Source organism: Acinetobacter sp. YH12236 (assembly GCF_013417645.1).
GTDB lineage: Bacteria > Pseudomonadota > Gammaproteobacteria > Pseudomonadales > Moraxellaceae > Acinetobacter.
Window position 1 is genome coordinate 1 of record NZ_VPDM01000030.1, and the last position, 21,106, is coordinate 21,106.

Annotated in this window: 16 protein-coding genes, 6 tRNA genes and 1 riboswitch; of the genes, 4 read left to right on the plus strand and 18 right to left on the minus strand. The window is 43.9% G+C overall.

Features of this window, described 5'->3' with window-relative positions; all coding sequences use genetic code 11:
- Window positions 1-793: 793 nt before the first annotated feature.
- The 10 genes from FTV14_RS12425 to secA all read right to left on the minus strand — a co-directional run bounded on the left by FTV14_RS12425 (window position 794) and on the right by secA (window position 7,421).
- Window positions 794-870, minus strand: a tRNA-Pro gene (locus tag FTV14_RS12425).
- Between the two features lie 18 nt (window positions 871-888).
- Window positions 889-964 (minus strand) — tRNA-His (locus FTV14_RS12430).
- Between the two features lie 78 nt (window positions 965-1,042).
- Window positions 1,043-1,119 (minus strand) — tRNA-Pro (locus FTV14_RS12435).
- An 18-nt stretch (window positions 1,120-1,137) separates the two neighbouring features.
- Window positions 1,138-1,213, minus strand: a tRNA-His gene (locus tag FTV14_RS12440).
- A 36-nt stretch (window positions 1,214-1,249) separates the two neighbouring features.
- A tRNA-Arg gene (locus tag FTV14_RS12445) sits at window positions 1,250-1,326 on the minus strand.
- Between the two features lie 35 nt (window positions 1,327-1,361).
- Window positions 1,362-1,438 (minus strand) — tRNA-Pro (locus tag FTV14_RS12450).
- A 154-nt stretch (window positions 1,439-1,592) separates the two neighbouring features.
- A complete protein-coding gene (gene nadA, locus FTV14_RS12455; RefSeq protein WP_179993243.1) occupies window positions 1,593-2,660 on the minus strand; it encodes a quinolinate synthase NadA in 1,068 nt (355 codons plus the stop codon).
- Between the two features lie 152 nt (window positions 2,661-2,812).
- On the minus strand, window positions 2,813-4,033 hold the full coding sequence (argJ, locus tag FTV14_RS12460) for a bifunctional glutamate N-acetyltransferase/amino-acid acetyltransferase ArgJ (protein WP_180053976.1): 1,221 nt from the start codon (window positions 4,031-4,033) through the stop codon (window positions 2,813-2,815).
- A 154-nt stretch (window positions 4,034-4,187) separates the two neighbouring features.
- Window positions 4,188-4,541: a hypothetical protein gene (locus FTV14_RS12465; RefSeq protein WP_180053977.1), complete on the minus strand. Its 354-nt coding sequence runs from the start codon at window positions 4,539-4,541 to the stop codon at window positions 4,188-4,190.
- A gap of 153 nt (window positions 4,542-4,694) precedes the next feature.
- Window positions 4,695-7,421, minus strand: coding sequence for a preprotein translocase subunit SecA (gene secA / locus FTV14_RS12470; protein WP_180053978.1), 2,727 nt, complete (start codon window positions 7,419-7,421; stop codon window positions 4,695-4,697).
- 331 nt (window positions 7,422-7,752) lie between these two features.
- Here secA and FTV14_RS12475 point away from each other — a divergent pair, with 331 nt between their 5' ends.
- The gene (locus FTV14_RS12475; RefSeq protein ID WP_104426585.1) at window positions 7,753-8,394 is read left to right on the plus strand and encodes a peroxiredoxin; all 642 of its coding nucleotides are present in this window, start codon (window positions 7,753-7,755) and stop codon (window positions 8,392-8,394) included.
- A gap of 647 nt (window positions 8,395-9,041) precedes the next feature.
- Complete coding sequence (locus FTV14_RS12480) at window positions 9,042-9,632, plus strand: dual specificity protein phosphatase family protein (protein ID WP_180052486.1); 591 nt, start codon at window positions 9,042-9,044, stop codon at window positions 9,630-9,632.
- A gap of 5 nt (window positions 9,633-9,637) precedes the next feature.
- Here the strand turns inward: FTV14_RS12480 and FTV14_RS12485 are convergent, their stop codons facing one another.
- The 4 genes from FTV14_RS12485 to trpA are packed head-to-tail and all read right to left on the minus strand — an operon-like array spanning window position 9,638 to window position 13,635.
- The gene (locus FTV14_RS12485) at window positions 9,638-10,666 is read right to left on the minus strand and encodes an SPOR domain-containing protein (protein ID WP_373688487.1); all 1,029 of its coding nucleotides are present in this window, start codon (window positions 10,664-10,666) and stop codon (window positions 9,638-9,640) included.
- Window positions 10,657-11,940 (minus strand): bifunctional tetrahydrofolate synthase/dihydrofolate synthase, encoded by a 1,284-nt coding sequence (gene folC, locus FTV14_RS12490; RefSeq protein ID WP_180053980.1) that lies wholly within the window; start codon window positions 11,938-11,940, stop codon window positions 10,657-10,659. Before folC ends, FTV14_RS12485 begins: the two co-directional genes overlap by 10 nt.
- Window positions 11,937-12,833, minus strand: coding sequence for an acetyl-CoA carboxylase, carboxyltransferase subunit beta (gene accD / locus FTV14_RS12495; RefSeq protein ID WP_166139531.1), 897 nt, complete (start codon window positions 12,831-12,833; stop codon window positions 11,937-11,939). The genes folC and accD overlap by 4 nt, the downstream gene beginning before the upstream one ends.
- A gap of 1 nt (window position 12,834) precedes the next feature.
- Window positions 12,835-13,635, minus strand: coding sequence for a tryptophan synthase subunit alpha (gene trpA / locus FTV14_RS12500; protein WP_004782187.1), 801 nt, complete (start codon window positions 13,633-13,635; stop codon window positions 12,835-12,837).
- A gap of 365 nt (window positions 13,636-14,000) precedes the next feature.
- Between trpA and FTV14_RS12505 the strand changes: the two genes are divergently transcribed.
- Complete coding sequence (locus tag FTV14_RS12505) at window positions 14,001-15,332, plus strand: Na+/H+ antiporter NhaC family protein (protein ID WP_180053981.1); 1,332 nt, start codon at window positions 14,001-14,003, stop codon at window positions 15,330-15,332.
- A gap of 40 nt (window positions 15,333-15,372) precedes the next feature.
- Here the strand turns inward: FTV14_RS12505 and FTV14_RS12510 are convergent, their stop codons facing one another.
- On the minus strand, window positions 15,373-16,410 hold the full coding sequence (locus FTV14_RS12510; protein ID WP_180053982.1) for an AraC family transcriptional regulator: 1,038 nt from the start codon (window positions 16,408-16,410) through the stop codon (window positions 15,373-15,375).
- 140 nt (window positions 16,411-16,550) lie between these two features.
- Here FTV14_RS12510 and FTV14_RS12515 point away from each other — a divergent pair, with 140 nt between their 5' ends.
- The gene (locus FTV14_RS12515) at window positions 16,551-17,429 is read left to right on the plus strand and encodes a metal-dependent hydrolase (protein WP_179993252.1); all 879 of its coding nucleotides are present in this window, start codon (window positions 16,551-16,553) and stop codon (window positions 17,427-17,429) included.
- Between the two features lie 63 nt (window positions 17,430-17,492).
- On the opposite strand, the gene FTV14_RS12520 is transcribed toward FTV14_RS12515, so the two are convergent.
- From FTV14_RS12520 to FTV14_RS12530, 3 genes are all read right to left on the minus strand, one after another.
- A complete protein-coding gene (locus FTV14_RS12520) occupies window positions 17,493-18,485 on the minus strand; it encodes a DUF2804 domain-containing protein (protein WP_180053983.1) in 993 nt (330 codons plus the stop codon).
- A gap of 362 nt (window positions 18,486-18,847) precedes the next feature.
- Window positions 18,848-20,092, minus strand: a complete 1,245-nt coding sequence (gene trpB, locus FTV14_RS12525; protein ID WP_004782182.1) for a tryptophan synthase subunit beta — start codon at window positions 20,090-20,092, stop codon at window positions 18,848-18,850.
- Entirely contained in the window at window positions 20,073-20,717 is a 645-nt protein-coding gene (locus FTV14_RS12530; protein ID WP_166139520.1) for a phosphoribosylanthranilate isomerase, read from the minus strand. The genes trpB and FTV14_RS12530 overlap by 20 nt, the downstream gene beginning before the upstream one ends.
- Window positions 20,718-20,860: 143 nt before the next feature.
- A riboswitch (cobalamin riboswitch) is annotated at window positions 20,861-21,071 on the plus strand.
- Window positions 21,072-21,106: the final 35 nt, after the last annotated feature.

The following is a 21,106-nucleotide window of genomic DNA, read 5'->3' on the forward strand; positions in this document are numbered from 1 at the left end:
AAATCCACACAAGTTGTTCTTCATAATCTCTTAATGATCTTCTCACTACTTCGTCAGTAGCAAGCTAGGTCGGCTATATTACTCTCTATCTCTAGAAAGTCAACCAGTAATGAAAATTATTTTTAAAATTTCTTTCTAAAACCCAACTCAACCATTTCATGCTAAGTTACTGTTTTATCAGAAGTTTTAATCTTCATCACTGCCGATGGATGTGCATTATAGACTAATCCCAAACAAGCGCAACCCCTATTTTTAAGAAAATACTTCAGTTGATTATTATTTCTACAAAAATGTCATATATGCATATTCTTTAATCTAAAAACCCTATTTTTTAGATATCTTTTTACTATTTCCATTTTTTAATTTAAAAAACAGGGACTATTTCGTTTCAGCTTAATAAAGTGCAATTTAGTTTTTTATTCCTATAACTACTCTTGCTTAAAATATTCTTCCAACTCACTCGAATAAATATTTTTCTTATTTTCACAATCCCTATGGACCTCCCAATAAATGCGACTCACCCATAAAAAGATCTAGGTAGATTTAGCTCGACTTATTAAAAACATAATTCTGGAATGAAGAATGAAGAATGAAGAATGAAGAATGAAGAATGAAGAATGAAGAATGAAGAATGAAGAATGAAGAATGAAGAATGAAGAATGAAGAATGAACTTAATAAATAACCAGTTTTTAATCTATTTTTATTTTGATTGCTAAATTTAATTCGTAGTTAAATTTCAGACATAAAAAAACCGCCTGATGCGGTATCTATATAATTAATCATTTTTATCGATGGTCGGAGCAGTAGGATTCGAACCTACGACCCCCTGGTCCCAAACCAGGTGCACTACCAGGCTGTGCTATGCTCCGATGTTCAACTCAAAGAGTTGGGGTGAATGATGGGATTCGAACCCACGACAACCGGAATCACAATCCGGGGCTCTACCAACTGAGCTACATCCACCATTACGGTGTCTTCATTATTTAGACATAAAAAAACCGCTTGACGCGGTATCATTTATCTTAACCACCATGAAGAAGATGGTCGGAGCAGTAGGATTCGAACCTACGACCCCCTGGTCCCAAACCAGGTGCACTACCAGGCTGTGCTATGCTCCGATGTTCAACTCAAAGAGTTGGGGTGAATGATGGGATTCGAACCCACGACAACCGGAATCACAATCCGGGGCTCTACCAACTGAGCTACATCCACCATTGCCTTGGTTCTTAAATATCAAGCTACCAAAAATGGCGCGCCTGACAGGATTCGAACCTGTGACCATCCGCTTAGAAGGCGGATGCTCTATCCAACTGAGCTACAAGCGCTTTACTGATGATTTTCACCATCCGCCTTGAAGAATTGGTCGGAGCAGTAGGATTCGAACCTACGACCCCCTGGTCCCAAACCAGGTGCACTACCAGGCTGTGCTATGCTCCGATTCATCTCAGCTTTCGTATCAAGCTTATCGCTTGGTACGGTGTGCATTCTAGGCGTGACGCCATAAGACGTCAACACCTATATTTAAAAAAAATCAAAAAAACACTTCAAGCGTTTATTTATCAAGCATTTCAGACATTTTTTATACAAAATCTTAGCGTTTCAAGCTGGCACTAAAATCCAGCATACGATCTAAAGGCAGTTTGGCTCGTTGAGCTAATGCGGGGTCAACATGAATCTCCTGATCACGATGTTGTAGAACATGCAAGATTCCATCTAGCTCGTTCATGGCCATCCAAGGACAGTGTGCACATGAACGACAGGTTGCTCCTTCTCCAGCGGTTGGAGCTTCAATCAAAATCTTATCTGGCACAGCCTGCTGCATTTTATAGAAAATACCGCGATCTGTTGCCACGATCAAACGCTGATGTGGCAAGGTTTGAGCTGCCTTGATTAACTGAGAAGTACTTCCGACTGCATCAGCAATTTCTACCACAGACATCGGTGATTCTGGATGGACCAGCACTGCCGCATCTGGATATAAGGCTTTCATATTAGCAATTCCGCGCGAACGAAATTCTTCGTGGACGATACACGCGCCATCCCAAAGCAGCATGTCAGCACCGGTTTTATTCTGGATATAACGCCCTAGATGCTGATCCGGTGCCCAGATAATTTTTTCACCTAAACTATCGAGGTGTTCAATAATCTCAACTGCACAACTTGAAGTCACGACCCAGTCAGCGCGGGCTTTAACCGCAGCTGAAGTATTAGCATACACCACTACAGTATGATCAGGATGCGCATCACAGAATTTGGTAAATTCTTCTACCGGACAACCCAAATCCAGTGAACAGGTCGCTTCAAGAGTTGGCATCAGGACGGTTTTTTCTGGTGAAAGTATTTTTGAAGTTTCCCCCATGAACTTAACCCCAGCTACCACCAAGGTCGATGCGGGATGGTCACGTCCAAAACGCGCCATTTCCAATGAATCGGACACACAGCCACCAGTCAGTTCTGCCAGTTCCTGTATTTCAGGATCACAATAATAATGTGCAACTAGTACTGCATTCTGCTTTTCCAATTCGGCTTGAATCTGTGCAAATTTTTCCTGTTTGGCCTGTGCACTGATCTGATGCTCTTTGGGTTCTCCTAAACGATCTAAATGCGCCTGCACAATCGATTTGGCTTCATTGGCTATTAATTTGGTCGCATCATTCATAACAACTCTTACTCTACCCTCATGGTTCATTATTCAACGAACCTTTCACCCTACATCCCGGTCATCTCTAGCAAAATACTTTTTTGACCAGTCATTAAAAATCATAAGATATAAAAAAAGCCCCACAACGGAGGCTTTAGAAACAATCTGAATTATGAACGATAATCAGCATTTATCTTCACATAATCATAGGACAGGTCACAGGTATAGACTGTATCTTTTGCTTCACCACGTCCAAGATCAACACGAATCGTCATTTCAGCTTGTGCCATCACACGTGCACCTGCCTCTTCGGTATAGTCTGCTGCAGCACCACCATCCTTGCAGATTTGTACATCATCTAACCAAACCTGAATTTTTGCAACGTCTAAATTCGCCACACCTGCATAACCGATTGCAGCCAGAATACGTCCCCAGTTTGGATCAGAAGCAAAGATCGCAGTTTTCACCAATGGAGAATGCGCGATGCTATAGGCCACGTCACAGCATTCCTGAGTATTGGCACCACCTTCTACGGCCACAGTAATAAACTTGGTTGCGCCTTCACCATCACGCACAATCAATTGCGCAAGGCGTTTCATGGTACGCATTAATACCTCAAGCACAGCTGCATAACGCGGATCTTCAACTGATGAAATTTCTGTTCCACCGGCCTGACCTGTAGCAATAAAAATGCAAGAGTCATTGGTTGAGGTATCCCCATCAATGGTAATGCGGTTGAATGACTGATTCACTGTCTCAGATAAAAGCTGTTGAACCAGTTCACGGCTGATTGGCACATCAGTCGCCACATAACCTAGCATAGTGGCCATATTTGGGCGAATCATGCCGGCACCTTTGGAAATCCCGGTCATGGTATAAGTAATGCCGTCCAGTTCGAACTGTTCAGATGCACCTTTTGGTGTAGTGTCTGTGGTCATGATGCCGGTTGCCGCATCGATCCAGGCATCATCACGCAATGACTCTAATGCAGGCTGCAAACCATTCAGAAGACGTTCCATTGGTAATTGTTCGCCAATCACCCCTGTTGAAAATGGCAATACTTCTTCAGCTTTCACGCCTGCAAGTTCAGCCAGTTTGGCACAAGTGGCTTCAGCATTTGCCATACCTGTAGCACCTGTACCAGCATTGGCATTACCAGTATTGATGACTAGGTAACGTGGATTACCTGCCGCCAGATGTGCTCTAGAAACATGTACAGGGGCAGCACAAAAAGCATTCTGGGTAAATACACCTGCAACATTGGAGCCTTCAGCCAGTTCAAATATCACCAGGTCACGTCGGTTCTGATAGCGCACATACGCTTCTGCCGAACCAATTCTCACCCCTTTTACCACATGCATCTGTGGCATAGATACGTCACCAACTGCCATTTTTAAATGTCCAATATTGAAGTTTCAGAAAAATACAGCTTAGTTGATCTTCATTAAAAAATCGAGCCAAAGCCAGATGAACACTCACTTTTCTTATGGTTTTTCACAATAAAAAACCAGTCATAGTGACTGGTTTTATTAAACTAGATCAAACTTAGTTTTTAGCTAGCTGGGTTGATTCGTTCAATAAAGCCTGTTTCGCCTGTTGCTGACTTGCTGCAGAAAGCGCAGGGTTAGAAGCAACAATACGGTCGGCATTCGCTGCATTAGCTGCTGTAATCGCTGCAGTCTGCAAAACGATTGGACGGTTTGAATTATTAAAGGTATAGCGAATGCCAGTACGCGGACTTGCAATGGTCACCTGACCATCTGTACCCGTCTGAACCTGAGCCGTAGTTGGACCAATGGCCTGCTGAACTTTAGCAGGTGTCGTTGTTGCTGTTTCAGCAAAACTTAAAGTCGGGATTACCAAAGCAGCAACCATCATCGTTTTTAATACTTTTGTCATTGTTTCTTCCACTTTGCGGTGTTCAATCTGCCATTAAATACCATTTAATCCGGTACAGTGCAAACAGTATTCATCAGCTGAAAAGTCCATATACATAAAAAGATCAGGACCATTTGGTCCTGATCTTTTTATAGTTTAGAAACTTAGCAGAAATTAGATCTTGCCATGACACTGTTTGTATTTCAGACCTGAACCACATGGACAAGGTGCATTACGGCTTGCCGGTGCTTCAAAGACTGGTGCAACAGGATTGGCCTGCGCATTTTGTTCAGTGGTGATTTCATCTTCTTCAGCCAGTAATCCATCAAATTCCTGATGAGATAACTGCAAACGCATCGCTTCAGCCTGTGCCTGCTGCTGTGCTTCCATTTCAGCCAGCTCTTCAGGTGTTGGCACATGGATACGTGACAGATCAGTAATGACGTCAGATTTAATCACGCCCAGCATGTTTACAAACAGGTTATAGGCTTCTTTTTTGTATTCCTGCTCTGGGTTTTTCTGTGCATAACCGCGTAAATGAATCCCTTGACGCAGGTAATCCATCGCAGCCAGATGCTCTTTCCAGTGACGGTCCAGAGAGTTCAGCATGAAATGACGTTCAAGTGATGCTGCAGATTCAGCACCCATTTGTTCACGACGTGAACGGTAACGATTTACCACTTCTTCAGTAATTCGCTCAACCAGTGCTTCTTCATCTAAACGACGATCCTGCTCTAACCATTGTGCAACTGGCAGATCAATCGATAAGTCTTCACGTAGTGCAAGTTCCAGACCTTCAATATCCCACTGATCATGAATTGATTCAGGCGGAATATAGTTGGCGATCATGCCCTGCATCACTTCACGGATCATCTCTTCGATATAATCCTGCAATGAACTTTCAGCCAGAATCTCATCACGCTGACTATAGATAATTTTACGCTGCTCGTTATTCACGTCATCGTATTTCAACAGGTTCTTACGAATGTCGAAGTTACGTGCTTCTACTTTACGCTGTGCATTTTCGATTGAGCGTGACACCATTTTGTGTTCAATCGCTTCATCTTCTTTTAAGCCCATTGCACGCATCATGGCAACCACACGGTCACCCGCAAAGATACGCATCAAGTCATCTTCAAGAGACAGGTAGAAACGCGATACACCCGGGTCACCCTGACGGCCCGCACGACCACGCAACTGGTTATCGATACGGCGAGATTCATGACGCTCAGAACCGATAATATGCAAACCACCAGAAGCAAGAACTGCTTCATGATTCGCTTCCCATTCTGCTTTCAGGCGTGCTTCATCTTCAGGGGTTGGGTTTTCAATTTTGGCCAGTAGCGCTTTCCAGTTACCACCCAGCAAAATATCGGTACCACGACCGGCCATGTTAGTTGCAATCGTTACAGCACGCGGTGCACCCGCTTGGGCAATAATATCTGCTTCACGCTCATGCTGTTTGGCATTCAGGACTTCATGTTCAATACCAGCTTCTTTAAGCTTGTCAGAAAGAATTTCCGACGCTTCAATAGTAGCAGTACCAATCAGGATTGGCGCAACACCAGCTTCGTGAACACGTTGAATTTCCTGAATAATCGCGTTGTACTTACCTTCACGATTCAGGTAGATCAAATCGTTCTGGTCATTACGGATCATTGGACGGTGGGTTGGAATGATTACCACATCTAGACCGTAAATTTCTTTCATTTCCGCAGCTTCAGTATCTGCAGTACCGGTCATACCGGATAATTTTTTATACAGACGGAAATAGTTCTGGAATGTAGTAGTTGCAAGGGTCTGGTTTTCCGGCTGGATTTCCAGACCTTCTTTTGCTTCAACTGCCTGGTGCAGACCTTCAGACCAGCGACGACCTGGCATGGTACGACCGGTGTTCTCATCGACGATGATCACTTCACCTTCATTGATGATGTAATGCACATTACGTTGATACAGATAGTGCGCACGAATCGCAGCAGTCACATGATGCAGCAAATTCAAATTAGAAGCTGAATACAGGCTTTCACCTTCAGCCAGCAAGCCCATTGCAATCAATTCACTTTCAATGGTTTCAAAACCGGTTTCAGTAATTTCAACAGAACGCTGTTTTTCATCAATCCAGAAATGACCGCCATCCGGTACTTTTTCTTCTTTCTGTGCTTTTAACTTCGGTGGAATGCTGTTGATCGCTGCATAAAGCTGGGAGGAGTCTTCACTTTGACCAGAAATAATCAGCGGTGTACGCGCTTCATCGATCAGGATCGAATCGACCTCATCGATAATGGCATAGGTCAGACCACGCTGTTTTTTCTCAGCCAACGAGAACACCATGTTGTCACGAAGATAATCGAAACCGAATTCGTTATTGGTACCGTAAGTGATATCTGCTTTATAGGCTTCAGATTTTTCTATCGGATTCTGCATGGAATAGATAATCCCAATGCTTAAACCCAAGAATTCGAACAATGGACGGTTTAACTCGGCATCACGTTGTGCCAGATAGTCGTTCACCGTGATGACATGGACACCCTGCCCGCTCAATGCATTAAGATAACAGGCCAGCGTCCCCATCAGGGTTTTACCTTCACCGGTACGCATCTCGGCAATCTTGCCTTCATGCAGGGTAATACCACCAATCAACTGTACGTCGTAGTGACGCATTCCCATAACACGTTTTGCAGCTTCACGACAGACTGCGAATGCTTCAGGAAGTAACTTATCTAGGCTTTCACCCTTATTATATCGTTGTTTGAATTCTTCAGTTTTTGCAGATAAGTCTGCATCGCTTAGGGCTGATATCGTCGGCTCGAGCGCATTAATCTTGTCTACGATTTTACGCATGCGTTTGAGTTCGCGCTCATTTTTGGTACCGAAGATTCCTCCGATCAGACTTGCCAACATGAATAGACTCTCTAAATCTTGCTTGTCAAATAAATATGTTCTTAGTCGTTATTATGGTGCTAGAAATTTGAACTACAAGGGTTTTGCCAGAAAACCAATGAAAAAAACTCATCCTTCGTCCTAGCCCTGAGACCTAAGGCAAAGTAATGTAGCAAATTTTACCCATGCAATATAGTTAATTAGACGACTGATTTGTCTGATTCTGAATCGACAGCCTACTTCTTTATTCGGTTTATTCATAAGAAATTCTAAAAACACTATTTTTAATCATAAAAAAATTGGTTCATATTTATTCTCATCGACACATTACAAGATCAATTGAGGCAAGAAAATGAGTTTACGTTTAGGCGATACCGCACCGAATTTTGAACAGCAATCTAGCGAAGGCTTAATTAACTTTTATGACTTTCTAGGCGATAGTTGGGGCATTTTATTTTCACATCCAGCAGACTACACACCTGTATGTACCACTGAACTGGGCTTTACCGCGAAACTGAAAGACGAGTTTACAAAACGTGGCGTGAAAGCGATTGCGCTTTCTGTTGATGATGTTGAATCGCATCATGGCTGGATCAAAGACATTAATGAAACTCAAGGTACGACCGTTAACTTCCCGATCATTGCTGATCAGGACCGAAAAGTGTCTGAGCTGTATGGTTTCATTCACCCAAATGCCAGCGAAACCCTAACTGTACGTTCTCTGGTAATCATTGATCCAAACAAGAAAGTGCGTCTGATTATTACCTACCCTGCATCAACAGGTCGTAATTTCCATGAAGTATTACGTGTAGTCGACTCTCTGCAATTAACCGACAATCATAAAGTTGCAACTCCAGCAAACTGGCAACATGGCGATGATGTAGTGATTGTGCCTTCATTAAAAGATGAGGAAGAAATTAAACAACGCTTCCCTAAAGGTTATAAGGCAGTAACTCCTTATTTACGTCTTACGCCACAGCCTGAGCGAGGATAAGCGAAGCACTGCTTCGCCCGAGTGCAAGAGCCATAGCTATGCTATGGCTGGTAAGGAATTAAAAGGACTCCTTTTTAATTTTGCGCAAGGCAAGCGTAGCGCGCAGTTTCCATTGTACTGCCCTTGCGCAAGACGAGAAGCTATGCTTCGAGTGACAAAACTGAAAGCACTGCTTTTCAGTTTTGCGCAAAGCAAACGAAGTGCGCAGTATTTGAAGCACTGCTTTAATTTGTGACAAGACAAGCGCAGCGCGTAGCTTCCAAAACACCGCTTTGCTTGAATGCAAGACGAGAAGCTATGCTTCGAGTGATAATTTGAAAGCACTGCTTTAGTTATTCGTAAGACAAGCGAAACGCGTAGTCTCTAAAAGGTGGTACTTTTTCGCTCAAGAACCTCAGCTATGCTAAAGTTATACGGATAAGCAAAGTTACTGCTCTTTAACCATGACACCGAAAATTTAGAAAAAACTCTCCACTATGAAAATGAAGATCATCATGCATCAACCATCATTTTCATGTTTAGTTTGATACCCACCGACGAGCCGGGTTTTCGAACTTTTCCCATCAAGCCTGTCTTCGGACAGGCTTTTTTTTGCAAAAGCCGATATGCTGTTGAAGAGAATGATTAAAAAGAGGGTTTAACGCGCAATGAAAAATAATTATGTACTTCTTCTGGTTTCCGCGTTTGTTTTATCTGGCTGTACTCCAGCGCTGCCTGAACAGGAACGCCCAATGCACTGGGGACAGGGACTGCATGAAGAACATAATTTTTATCAGATTAGCGATGAACTTTACCGGAGTGAACAGCCGAGCGATGAACTGACGCCCTTATTAAAACGATATGCCATTAATGTGGTGATCAACCTGCGTTCACGCGATAAAGATACGGATATTTTGTCAAATGAAGACCTCAAGCTTAAACATGTTCCCATTCTTACCTGGGCTATGAATCGCGAGGATTTACTGAACGTAATGCAGTTGATTCAACAGGCACGGCAAAATAATGAAAAAATACTTTTACACTGTTATCATGGTTCAGACCGTACCGGTGCCAGTGTGGCCATGTACCGGATTATTTTCCAGAACTGGCGCATTGAAGACGCAGTACGGGAAATGAAGCATGGCGGTTATGGCTTTCATTCCATTTGGCGCAATATTGAAAAATTATTTATCCCTGAAAATGTAAGATGGATTCGCGAGCAACTCACGAATCCATCTACAGAAACTTCGGTTAAGTAAGAGAATTAACGCTTATCTAGCGGCACCCAGTCATTCACCCAGGCTGATTTCATGTTCAGGCTGGCATCAGACGCGATTTTCTTACGCAGTGCATCTGCTGTTTCACGGTCTTTAGATGGACCGACCATGATACGCACACCTTTAGATGTCTGGCTCTTGGTGACCTTGTAGCCTTTGGCTCGCAGTTTGGCCGCAATGGCATCAGCATTGGCTTCATTGGCAGCCAATGCCACCTGCACCATCCACTGTTTATCACTTTCACCTTCAAGAAGTTTACGGGCTTTTTCAGCTTCAGCCTTTTTCTTGGCCTCTTCTGCTTTATGTTTCTCTTCAGCTTTGCGCTTTTCTTCTGCCTTACGTTTTTCTTCAGCAGCTTTATGCTCAGCTTCTTTTTTCTTTTCAGCCGCTTTGTGCTCTTCCTCGGCCTTACGTTTTGCTTCAGCTGCCTTATGCGCTTCTTCAGCTTTACGTTTCTCTTCTAGCTTACGTTTTTCTTCTGCAGCCTTCTGCTCTGCCTGTTTCTTGGCAGTATCAGCTGAAGTTTGGGCTTTTTGCTGCTCAAGTTTCTGCTGTTCTAACTTTTTTTGTGTAGCAGCCTTGTCTTCAGCCAGACGTTTTTGCTTCGTCTGTTCATCTTCTGCCAGCTCAGGTGGAATATTGTCTGAACTTTGCTGTCCCATACGATGGGCATTCAAAGCAGCATATTCTTCAGCCGCACGACGTGCTGCATCTGCCTCAGCCTGCTGTTGCATGGCTAAAAATTCAGCTGCACGGGCTTCCTGTTCAGCCACTGCTTTTTCGCGGTCACGACGCTGCTGTTCCAGCAGACGTTTTTCTGTTTCCACATCGACTATTAAAGAACCTAATGAATTGTTGACTGTATCTTTTGATTCTACTTCTGCAGCCAGTGCCGGGTTTTGCTGACGATCCTGATGAATTTCATTTTGGCCTTTCAGGAGTAATGCTGCCAATAAAACACCACCACCTAGTAAAACAACGCCACCCATCCAGCGTTGTTTGTTATTCATTGACATTCTTCCAAATACTCCCATACCGCTTCTAAGGTATGAAATGATCCACATACCAAAATCAGCTGATTATTCTCTGTTTCATCCAGCGCTGATTTAAAAGCTAATTTTACATTGTCAAATTGTTCTATCAATTCACCTTGCAATGCATCAGTCAAAAGTGTGACCTCTGCCGCACGTGGCACAGATAATGGTGCAATTTTCCACAAATGAACAGTGTCTTTCAACAACTTGACGACAGAATTTATATCTTTATCTGCCAGCATGGAAAATACACAAATGACTTCTTTATATTTCTTGTTGTAATTTAAATAATTGCGTAATTGTTTTAACAGGAACTCTACCCCATGCGGGTTATGTCCGGCATCAAAAATTACGGTCTTATTCTGAATTTCTCGGACTTCAAAACGTCCCGGCAATTTAGCTGCCTGAATTCCTTCCGCAATCGCTGTCTGGTTGACTTCCAAACCACTCAGCAAGATCGCTGCAACCGCTGTCGAAATATTATCCAGCGCCAGTGAACCTGTTGGCAATTTTAAAGTCGTACCCGACGATGCAAAAGCCCAGGTTTTGCCATCTTCAAAGGCTTCATAGAAATAATCACGGTTGATAGCATACAACGGCGCATTGCATTCAGCAGCTTTATCCAGAATGGCTTGCGGAATATCTTGCTGACCACCAAATATCACGGGAATATTCGGACGGATAATACCAGCTTTTTCAAAAGCAATTTTTTCAATGGTATCACCGAGCCAGTCGGTATGATCCAGTCCGATATTGGTGATGACTGCAACATCCGGATTAACCACATTCACGACATCCAGACGGCCACCCAATCCGACTTCCAGCACCCACACATCACACAGTTCATGTTTAAAAATCACAAATGCAGCAAGTGTGGTTGCTTCAAAGAATGACAGGCTTAAATCGCATTCGCGACGTGCCCGATCGACTTCAACAAAAGCATCAATCAGCAACTGGTCTTCGACTTCAACCCCACGTAATTTCACCCGTTCATTAAAACGATATACATGAGGAGACTGATACAGTCCGACCTTAAAACCCTGAGCATTGAGAATGGCAGCCAGAGTCGTGGTCGTTGAACCTTTACCATTGGTTCCGGCAACCGTCAGGACTTTAGCCTCCGGATTGATCACGCCCAGCTTTTCAGCCACAGGAATAACACGTTCCAGGCCTAAATCAATCCCCGTAACGTGAACATGGCTCCAATAATCGAGCCATGTATCAAGTGAATCAGTTGCTAATGGTGCTGTGTTCAAGGCAGGTTCATCAATTTCGTGATAATACGATAAACTGTATCACGTAATGCATGACGGTGAACAATCTGATCGATTACACCATGATCAAGCAAATATTCAGCACGCTGGAACGGTTCGTCCAGTTTTTCACGTACAGTTTGTTCGATCACACGTTTACCCGCAAAGCCGATCATGGCTTTCGGTTCAGCCAGATGCACATCACCCAGCATGGCTAAAGACGCAGTTACACCACCATAAACTGGGTGGGTCAATACCACCACATAAGGCAGACCTGCTTCTTTCAAACGCTGAATCGCTGCTGAAGTACGTGCCATTTGCATCAAAGACAGCATACCTTCCTGCATACGTGCGCCACCAGATGCTGCAAAACAGATCAGAGGTTGATGCATTTCAATCGCACGCTCCGCTGCCTGCACAAAGCGGTCACCCACTACAGTGCCCATAGAGCCGCCCATGAAGTCAAACTCAAATGCGGTTGCAATCATTGGCACGCCTTTCAGCAGACCTTGCATTACGATCAGTGCTTCAGTTTCACCTGTTTTCTTTTGTGCTTCCGACATACGGTCTGGATAAGCTTTGCTGTCGACAAATTTCAGTGGATCTTTGGCCGTAAATTCCTGACCCATTTCAGTCTGTACCTGATCAAAGAACCAGTTCAGACGGTCACGTGCTTTCATTTTCAGATGTTCATCGCATTGTGGACAAACATAAGCATTAAATGACATTGCAGTACGTGTCACCAAAGCATGACATTCAGGGCACTCAATGGTTGGCTCTGTGAATGTCGCTTTTAGGGTGGTTTGCTCATCAGGTACATGAATGCCCGGAACAATACGCTCCGTCCATGGGGTCGATGGGCTCAGAATTTTGCCTGATTTCACTTGTTGACTCATACTATAACTCATCGAGCGCTGCTCGAAGCTCCTTGACTTTATTCACCGTCGCAATAACGGCTTGTTCTGGCGCGAGGGTTGCAAACTGTTTTACAAACGCACTTCCCACAATAACTGCATCGGCAGCAACACCCATCGCTTTCGCAGATGCAGCATCACTGATACCAAAACCCACGCCTACAGGAACATCTGTCTCTGCCTTAATTTTCTGAATACGTGCAGCGGCTTCAGATACATCCAATGTTGCAGCACCCGTCACACCTTTCAACGACACATAGTAAATAAAGCCACTGGCCTGTTTCACTACATGCTGAATACGCTCATCAGTTGAGGTCGGAGCCAACAGGAAAATCTGATCCATTTCATATTTTTCCAGCACCTGCCCCAAATCTTGAGCTTCTTCAGGAGGAAGATCGACCAGAAGCACGCCGTCGACACCGCATTCATAGGCATAAGCCACAAACTTTTCATAGCCAATGACTTCAACCGGATTGAGATAACCCATGAGTACCACTGGTGTTTCGCGGTCTTTCAAGCGAAATTCTTTCACCATGTGCAGGGCATCCAAGGTATTAGTGCCACCGGCCAGCGCGCGTTCAGCGGCCAGAGCAATCACCGGACCATCTGCCATTGGATCTGAGAAAGGAAGACCCAGTTCAATCACGTCGACGCCAGCGTCCACCATCTGGTGCAGCAAAGGTACGGTTACCTCTGGATGCGGGTCACCAGCCATAACATAAGAAACTAAAGCTTTACGCTGTTGAGATTTAAGTTGTCCAAATCGTGTGGCTAAACGTGACATAGGGCTGAGCTTTCCTTAAGGTGTTTCAAACTTGAGACATTGACTATGTAGAAATACAAGACATCGCATTGTAACGCTATTTTTTGTACATTGAACAGTGTGCAACATCGACCTCTGGCATTTCATTTCCTGTGCGAGGATTTCAGAACAACCCGAAGGGATCTATTTACGATTATTTTGATTTTTTTCTCAATGATCAAAGATGCCTAATTTTGGCATTCCCTAAAATGTTGAATATTTAGATAAACTTATTTTTATCATGGAAAAATTAATAAAAATGCAGATGTTAGCGCATTCATTTAAAGTTTTCTGAAATTGCAAAACCTGTTTTATACTAGCCCCATTCTCTTATTTTTTTATCTCCTATGCAGACTGACTCTGAAGGTACAGTGCAGGCACGCGCCATTGCACTGTTGCCGCTTATTGTATTTTTAACCATCTTTTTAGGTAGCGGGATCTATCATTCTTTGATCGGAACTGAATTTGCGTTCTATCAGATTAAAGCGCCTGTTGCCGCCCTGCCCGCGATTATCTTGGCTGCATTAGTGTATCGTGGCAAACTCAATCAGGGTATTGAAGAATTTCTGAAAGGTGCCAGCCATCCCAACCTGATCCTGATGTTCATGGTGTTTATGCTGGCTGGTGCTTTTGCCAGTGTTAGCAGTGCGATTGGTAGTGTAGATGCTACTGTACAAATGGGCCTGTCCGTTATTCCTCCGAGTTTTGTCTTACCGATGCTGTTTGTGATCTCGGCATTTATTGCGACGGCGATGGGTACCTCTATGGGAACCATTGCCGCCTGTGCACCGATTGCCTTTGGCTTTGCACAAGTGACCGAGATTCCGGTGGTTTATGCAATTGGCGCCGTGGTCGGTGGAGCAATGTTCGGTGATAACCTATCGATGATTTCTGACACCACCATTGCCGCAACCAGCAGCCAGAAAGTTCAGTTACGTGACAAATTCAGAGTCAATGTCTGGATTGCTGTACCCGCTTCTATCGTCACGATTTTGATCTATATCTTCAATGCTGGCAGCTTTAGTCCAGTGGAATACAAGGACTTTAACTGGATCCTGGTCCTACCTTATATTGCGGTCTTTTTACTGGCTTTTAGCCGTCTGCATGTTCTGGCGGTTTTAACCATCGGTATCGTGTTATCGGGTTTATTTGGGCTATTTGCTACGCCAGATTTCAATATCCTCAAGCTGAACACTTCCATTTATGATGGCTTTGTCGGCATGTTTGAAGTGGCGTTGTTATCCATGTTTTTAGGTGGCCTGTCTGCGATCATGCAACGTGAAGGTGGTTTACGCTGGCTGATCGAACGCATCTATGCGCTGACTCGTTTATTTAAAGTAGGCCGTCAACGTGCCGGTGAAATCGGGATCAGTTTCTTGGTCGTATTTTCGAATCTGTTTGTAGCAAATAACACTGTCGCGATTATTCTGGCTGGTGATATGGCCCGTGAAGTGGCGAAAGAATATGGGGTTGATCCGAAACGTGCCGCCGCCCTGATGGATATTTTCTCCTGTGTGGTACAGGGGCTGATCCCTTATGGCGCACAATTATTACTGGCCTGTTCGATTGCCAAACTTTCTCCAGTCGAGCTAATCGGGGGCGTGTATTATTGCTGGATTCTGGCAATCTTTGCAGTGATCGCGATTGCTTTCCGATACCCTAAATTAAAAACAGCTTAAATTAAGTCATGAGATAAAGCGGCCAATGATGGCCGTTTTTTTATGCCTGATCCTGTTTTAATTGTTTTCTATATTGCAATAAAGTCCGGCCTGTTGCCGCCTTATAAGCACGGGCCAAAGCCGACTGGTCAGAATAGTCTAGTTGCTGGGCAATCTCGGTCAGGCTTAGGGGCTGATGCAATAAGCTTTCACAGCGTTTGATCCTTTCCTGCTCCAATAGTTTTTTAAAAGAACTACCTTGCTCATTTAGCTGACGCTGCAAGGTTCGAGTCGATACAAACAGTTGCTCGGCCAGCTGTTCAATTTTAATCGCCTGTTGTCTGCTTCTTAGATGCTCCGCAACCACTTTTTGAGCCTGAGTCAAAATACTTTCCACGGGTGATTTAGCTGCAATCGCTTCTTCAGCTTGACGAATCAATAACTGTAATAACATTGGATCGGCCTGTTCCGATTTCAGGTTCAGTCCCTGTATATCCAGTTCAAAGCCATAATCCTGCTGTGAAAACTGCACTTCCGCAGCATAGAATTTTTGATAGTGAATTCGGGCAATTTCTGGCGCATGAGCAAAACGCACCCGACGCAAGAGCAAAGGATGATCCTGCAAAATAAAACGTCCCAATTGCACCATGGCTGCGATAGTTAGCTCATTCAGCAGGTTATAACGCTCATCCTGATAAATCCAATACAATTCAATACTCTGCGCATGCTGTCTTAGTTGCAATGGGACAAATTCACTCCCATCAATGACCAGTCGCTGAAAACGCATGATATAGCCGATGATCTCAGGAATACTGCTGCTTTTAGATACCATATAGCCCAGCACACCAAAATGTTCTGGCCGAATGCACTGCACAATTTCAAAAATTAACTGTGGACACGCTAGCTGTTTTTGGGTTCTTAACAGGATGCTATTGAGAAAATCCAGCGGAACTTGTGCATCAAAAGGCTGATCAATCAGTCCAATGAGCTGAGGTCGTAGATCTGCAAGAAACTTTGCGGTTAAAGGTTCTATATTTAAGCTACGTAAATAGGTGGCCCATAGCTGGATATAGCCATTGGAGATTTTGATGTCCTGCATGAGCGCGTCCCTGTCTCCGCTGCGAATGTATATTTTATTTTTCTCTGGCGTAAAATGTATAAAAATTGGCCATATCTGTCAAAACAATTTGTGCAATTCTGAACATACTGTCAGCATCTTCAGAAAAAGAATGAAAGCAGATGAACGCACCTTTAAAATCTTCCGTACAGCCTGTGGTACGCAGTAATCTTGATTTTAAGCTGAGTGAAATTCCGCGTTACTGGTTTGGTGGCGATCCATTCCTGACCCGTATGTTTGATGCACTGAGTCTGACCTTTCCAGATGGTGAACGTTATTTCATTCAGAGTGTGCGTCTGTTCCGCGACCAGATCAAAGATCCAGATCTACAAAAACGGGTAGCGGATTTTATCCGTCAAGAAGCCCAGCATGGCATTGCCCATGACAAGATGAATAACCTGATGCGGGAACAAGGCATGCCGGTCGATCAGTTTATTCAGCGTCTGAACTACATGATGAACTATGACCTGAAGAACCGTTCACCTGAGTACAATATTGCAGTCACTGCAGCCGCAGAACATCTGACCGCGCTCATGGCTGAAACTTTTTATGGACAAAAAGATACTTTAAGAAATGCCCATCCTTTTGTTCGCGCCATGTTTGCCTGGCATGCGATTGAGGAAATGGAACATCGTGATGTGGCTTTTGATGTGATGAAAGATGTGGCAAAAACGCCAGAATGGCTGCGTCAATATACTTTGCTCATTACGACTTTGCTGATGTTTGGTTTTACCATTTACCGTGCCAATGTCATGCTTAAACATGATGGCTTTAGTCCGCTGCAACGCTTGCAAATGAATATCAGGGGCTTACCTTGGTTCTTTGGCAAAAAAGGGACTCTGACTCGTATGGGTAAACAGTATCGTGACTGGTTTAAAAAGGATTTCCATCCATCCCAGCACCCAGTGATTGCTCAATATGAGGTTTGGGTAAAAACGCTGGCAGAAACCGGCGACCCGATTCAGGCAGGAGAAGCCTTCTGGCAAGCTGCAGAAGATTAAACCTCGAAATCAAAAGCCTTCGAGATTGAAGGCTTTTTTAGATTTAGAAGTTAGAAAAATGAATTACCATTTGGCATAGTGCTGTTCTAAAAGTCCATATTCATTAACCAGTACAATATCTTGGCCATCTTGTCGGATAGTACCGGATACTTTTGCTTGCCACTGGCTAAACTGGCTGCCGACCAGACGCAGATTCAGATTTTCATAACGGCGCCAGCCTGTGTATACATTCAGGTTCAAGCAGCCATCCAATGACTGGATGTTCCAGCGTTCGTCAGATTCCTGCTGAAATAACACATCCGCCACAGGATAAATTTTGCCATTTACCCACAAACAGTTTTCATTACCAAAGCTTTCATTGACACCGGAAGCGAGATTGATCCCGATACGGTTACGATTGGCATCCCAGAAATTACAGGACAACCAGAACCAGGCAGTTTCAGGACGCAAAAAGCCACAGGTATCATCCAGAGAGGCGAAGGTGCGCTCATTAAACTGGATGGTTTCACCCTGCTTATTTACGAAATAACCTTCACAACCCAAAGTGGTCAATTTCTGGGTATAGGTCCAGCCATTGATTCCGGTCGGACTGCACATACTCAGCGGATCTGTACCTGCACAAAAAATTCGGGCACTAAGCTTGATTTCACCATATTTGGTCACATGGATATAACGCACCCCATTGGCATGCTGGATATCAATCTGAAAGGGAGATTTATGAAAATAACTATGATTAAACAATGGCTGTTCATCTAGCACCGTATTGCGCGAGAAGAAATTGATCGCATTCCATTCCTGTACTTCATTGGTGCTATGATTATAGATATAGAAAAAACTGTGCCCGGCCCAAGCGATATCCGCAATTGCAAGGCCAATCGTATAATGCTCGTGTTGAATACTACAGAATTTAAATTTTTTATATTTTAGTTGCTTACGCCACCCCTTGAGTACATCACCATAGGGATTTTTGTACTGGTACGTATGGTAATCAATACTTTTTGGAATTTCCTTGAAACGTCCGTAACGTGGTTGTCCATTTTCCTGAATTAAATCCATTAAGACATTCCATCTCAATCAAAAACTATTTTTGCTTGAAGCTATTATGCCGATTATTGAGATTTGATAAAGAATTTTTTAAAACCGTTCGTCAGCTCTTCCGGCCAATCCTGCTTAAAATAACCATTTTAATTTTCTGAATGAGAAACTGATTTTTTGCTGTTTTATCCAGAACTTGAATAAATTTTATTCTATTTTGAACCAGATTGCTTCTTCCTCTTAATCTTTAAAAATTTTCTTACCTATAAAAATAAAAAAATCGTGCTGAATGGCTTCAACACGATTTTTCTTAATCCACCCTACCCTCCTTTTAGAAAGGAGGGTTTTCTCCCCTCTTTGAAAAAGAGGGCCCGGGGGAGATTTTACATCTCAACCATTTCCACGCCATCAATACGGGCAACAGTCATCAAGTCTTTATCACCACGACCAGAAACGGTCGCAATAATGATTTGATCCTTGTCCATGGTTGGGGCAAGTTTAGTGACATAAGCCATCGCATGTGAGCTTTCAAGCGCAGGAATGATCCCTTCGATCTTGGTTAGATCACGGAAACCTTGTAACGCTTCCTGATCATTGATCGGTACATAGTTCACGCGTTCCATATCTTTCAGGAAGCTGTGCTCCGGACCTACACCCGGATAATCCAGACCGGCAGAAATTGAATGCGTTTCAATGATCTGGCCTTCTTTATCAGACATCAGATAAGTACGGTTACCATGCAGTACACCGACGTGACCCGCATTTAGTGGTGCAGAGTGCTTGCCAGTTTCAATCCCTAAACCTGCGGCTTCAACACCATACATTTTCACATCCTGATCGTTCAGGAATGGATAGAACAAGCCCATCGCATTTGAACCACCACCGACACAAGCGACTAACGCATCTGGAAGGCGACCTGCCTGTTCCTGAATCTGACGGCGTGCTTCACGGCCAATGATGGACTGGAAGTCACGAACCAATTGTGGATATGGATGTGGACCTGCCACGGTACCAATCACATAATAAGTTGAGTCAACATTGGTGACCCAGTCACGCATTGCCTCGTTCATGGCATCTTTTAATGTTTTAGAGCCACTTTCTACAGGGACAACTGTTGCACCCAGCAGACGCATACGGTAAACGTTCATCGCCTGACGTTTCACGTCTTCGGCACCCATGAACACCACACATTCAAGGCCTAAACGTGCTGCGATGGTTGCCGTTGCAACACCATGCTGGCCTGCACCTGTTTCTGCAATAATACGCTTTTTGCCTGAAAGTTTAGCCAGCAACGCCTGGCCAATTGTGTTATTTACTTTATGTGAGCCGGTATGGTTCAGATCTTCACGTTTCAAGTAAATTTGCGCACCACCCAACTCTTTTGACCATCGCTCAGCATGATATAAAGGACTAGGACGACCTACGTAGTAGGCTAGATCACGGTCGAATTCTGCCAGAAACTGTTCATCATCTTTCATGCGGAAATAAAGCTTTTCCAGATCTTGTAAAGCCGCCATCAGAGTTTCTGACACAAAACGCCCGCCATGGATACCGAAATGTCCACGCTCATCCGGGAATTGGGTATAGTCAATCACGGGCTTGTTGTGATTAGTACTTTGCTGATCCACGATGGACTCCTTGCATAAAGCGTTCTATGAGTTGTTGGTCTTTTATACCTTTTGCGGATTCGACACCACCACTAACATCAACAGCATAAGCCTGCGTGGTGTGAATTGCCTGCTCGATATTGTCCGGGTTTAAGCCCCCAGCCAGGATCAAGGGAATATCTAATTGAGGAAAGGTGCTCCAGTCAAAGCTGTGGCCGGTACCACCTTTTAAATCAGGATGCCATGCGTCTAACAGTACTGCGCTGGCCCCTGCTGTCTGATAACGTTGAATCTCAGCGACTACGTCCAGATCAGGTTTGACCTGAATCGCTTTATACCAACGACGCCCAACCTGCTTTGCGATAACCTGACATTGTTCAGGGCTTTCATCACCATGAAACTGCAGAATATCCAGCGGAACAGTTTTTAAAATATCCTGGATGTCATCTGCCGTACTATTAACAAATAAGCCCACCACTTGAATATAAGCTGGCACTGCTTTGACCAGCACTTCAGCCTGTGCCTGAGTCACGCTACGTGGGCTCGGTGAATAGAACACGAATCCAATGGCATCACAGCCGGCATCAGCAACAGCTTGGACATCTTCAACTCGGGTGATTCCACAGATTTTGGCACGGGTTCGCATATAGTGTTGGCTCTGATTTACCAAGATATCAAGTAATCTATGAGATTGGGGTGAATCATTGTAATGCAAATCATCGATCTTGCGTAAAGTTCATACGGATTATTCTTGATCTTGATTGTTTAAGTCATAAGCAGACTTTATACTTGCCACAATTTGCAACGAGTCAAGGCCTTAAGGCTTTAGGGAAGTTGGTGCAAATCCAACGCTGCCCCCGCAACGGTAAAAAATGAAAAGCTTGTCTTTATAAATCCTCAGGATTTACACCACTGCATCAATATGTGGGAAGGTGGATAAGTAAGTATGTTTCAATACTGCATTTAAGTCCGGATACCTGCTTGTTGTGTTCTTTAACTCAATCATTCACGGGGAGTGAATGTATGGAGCACATC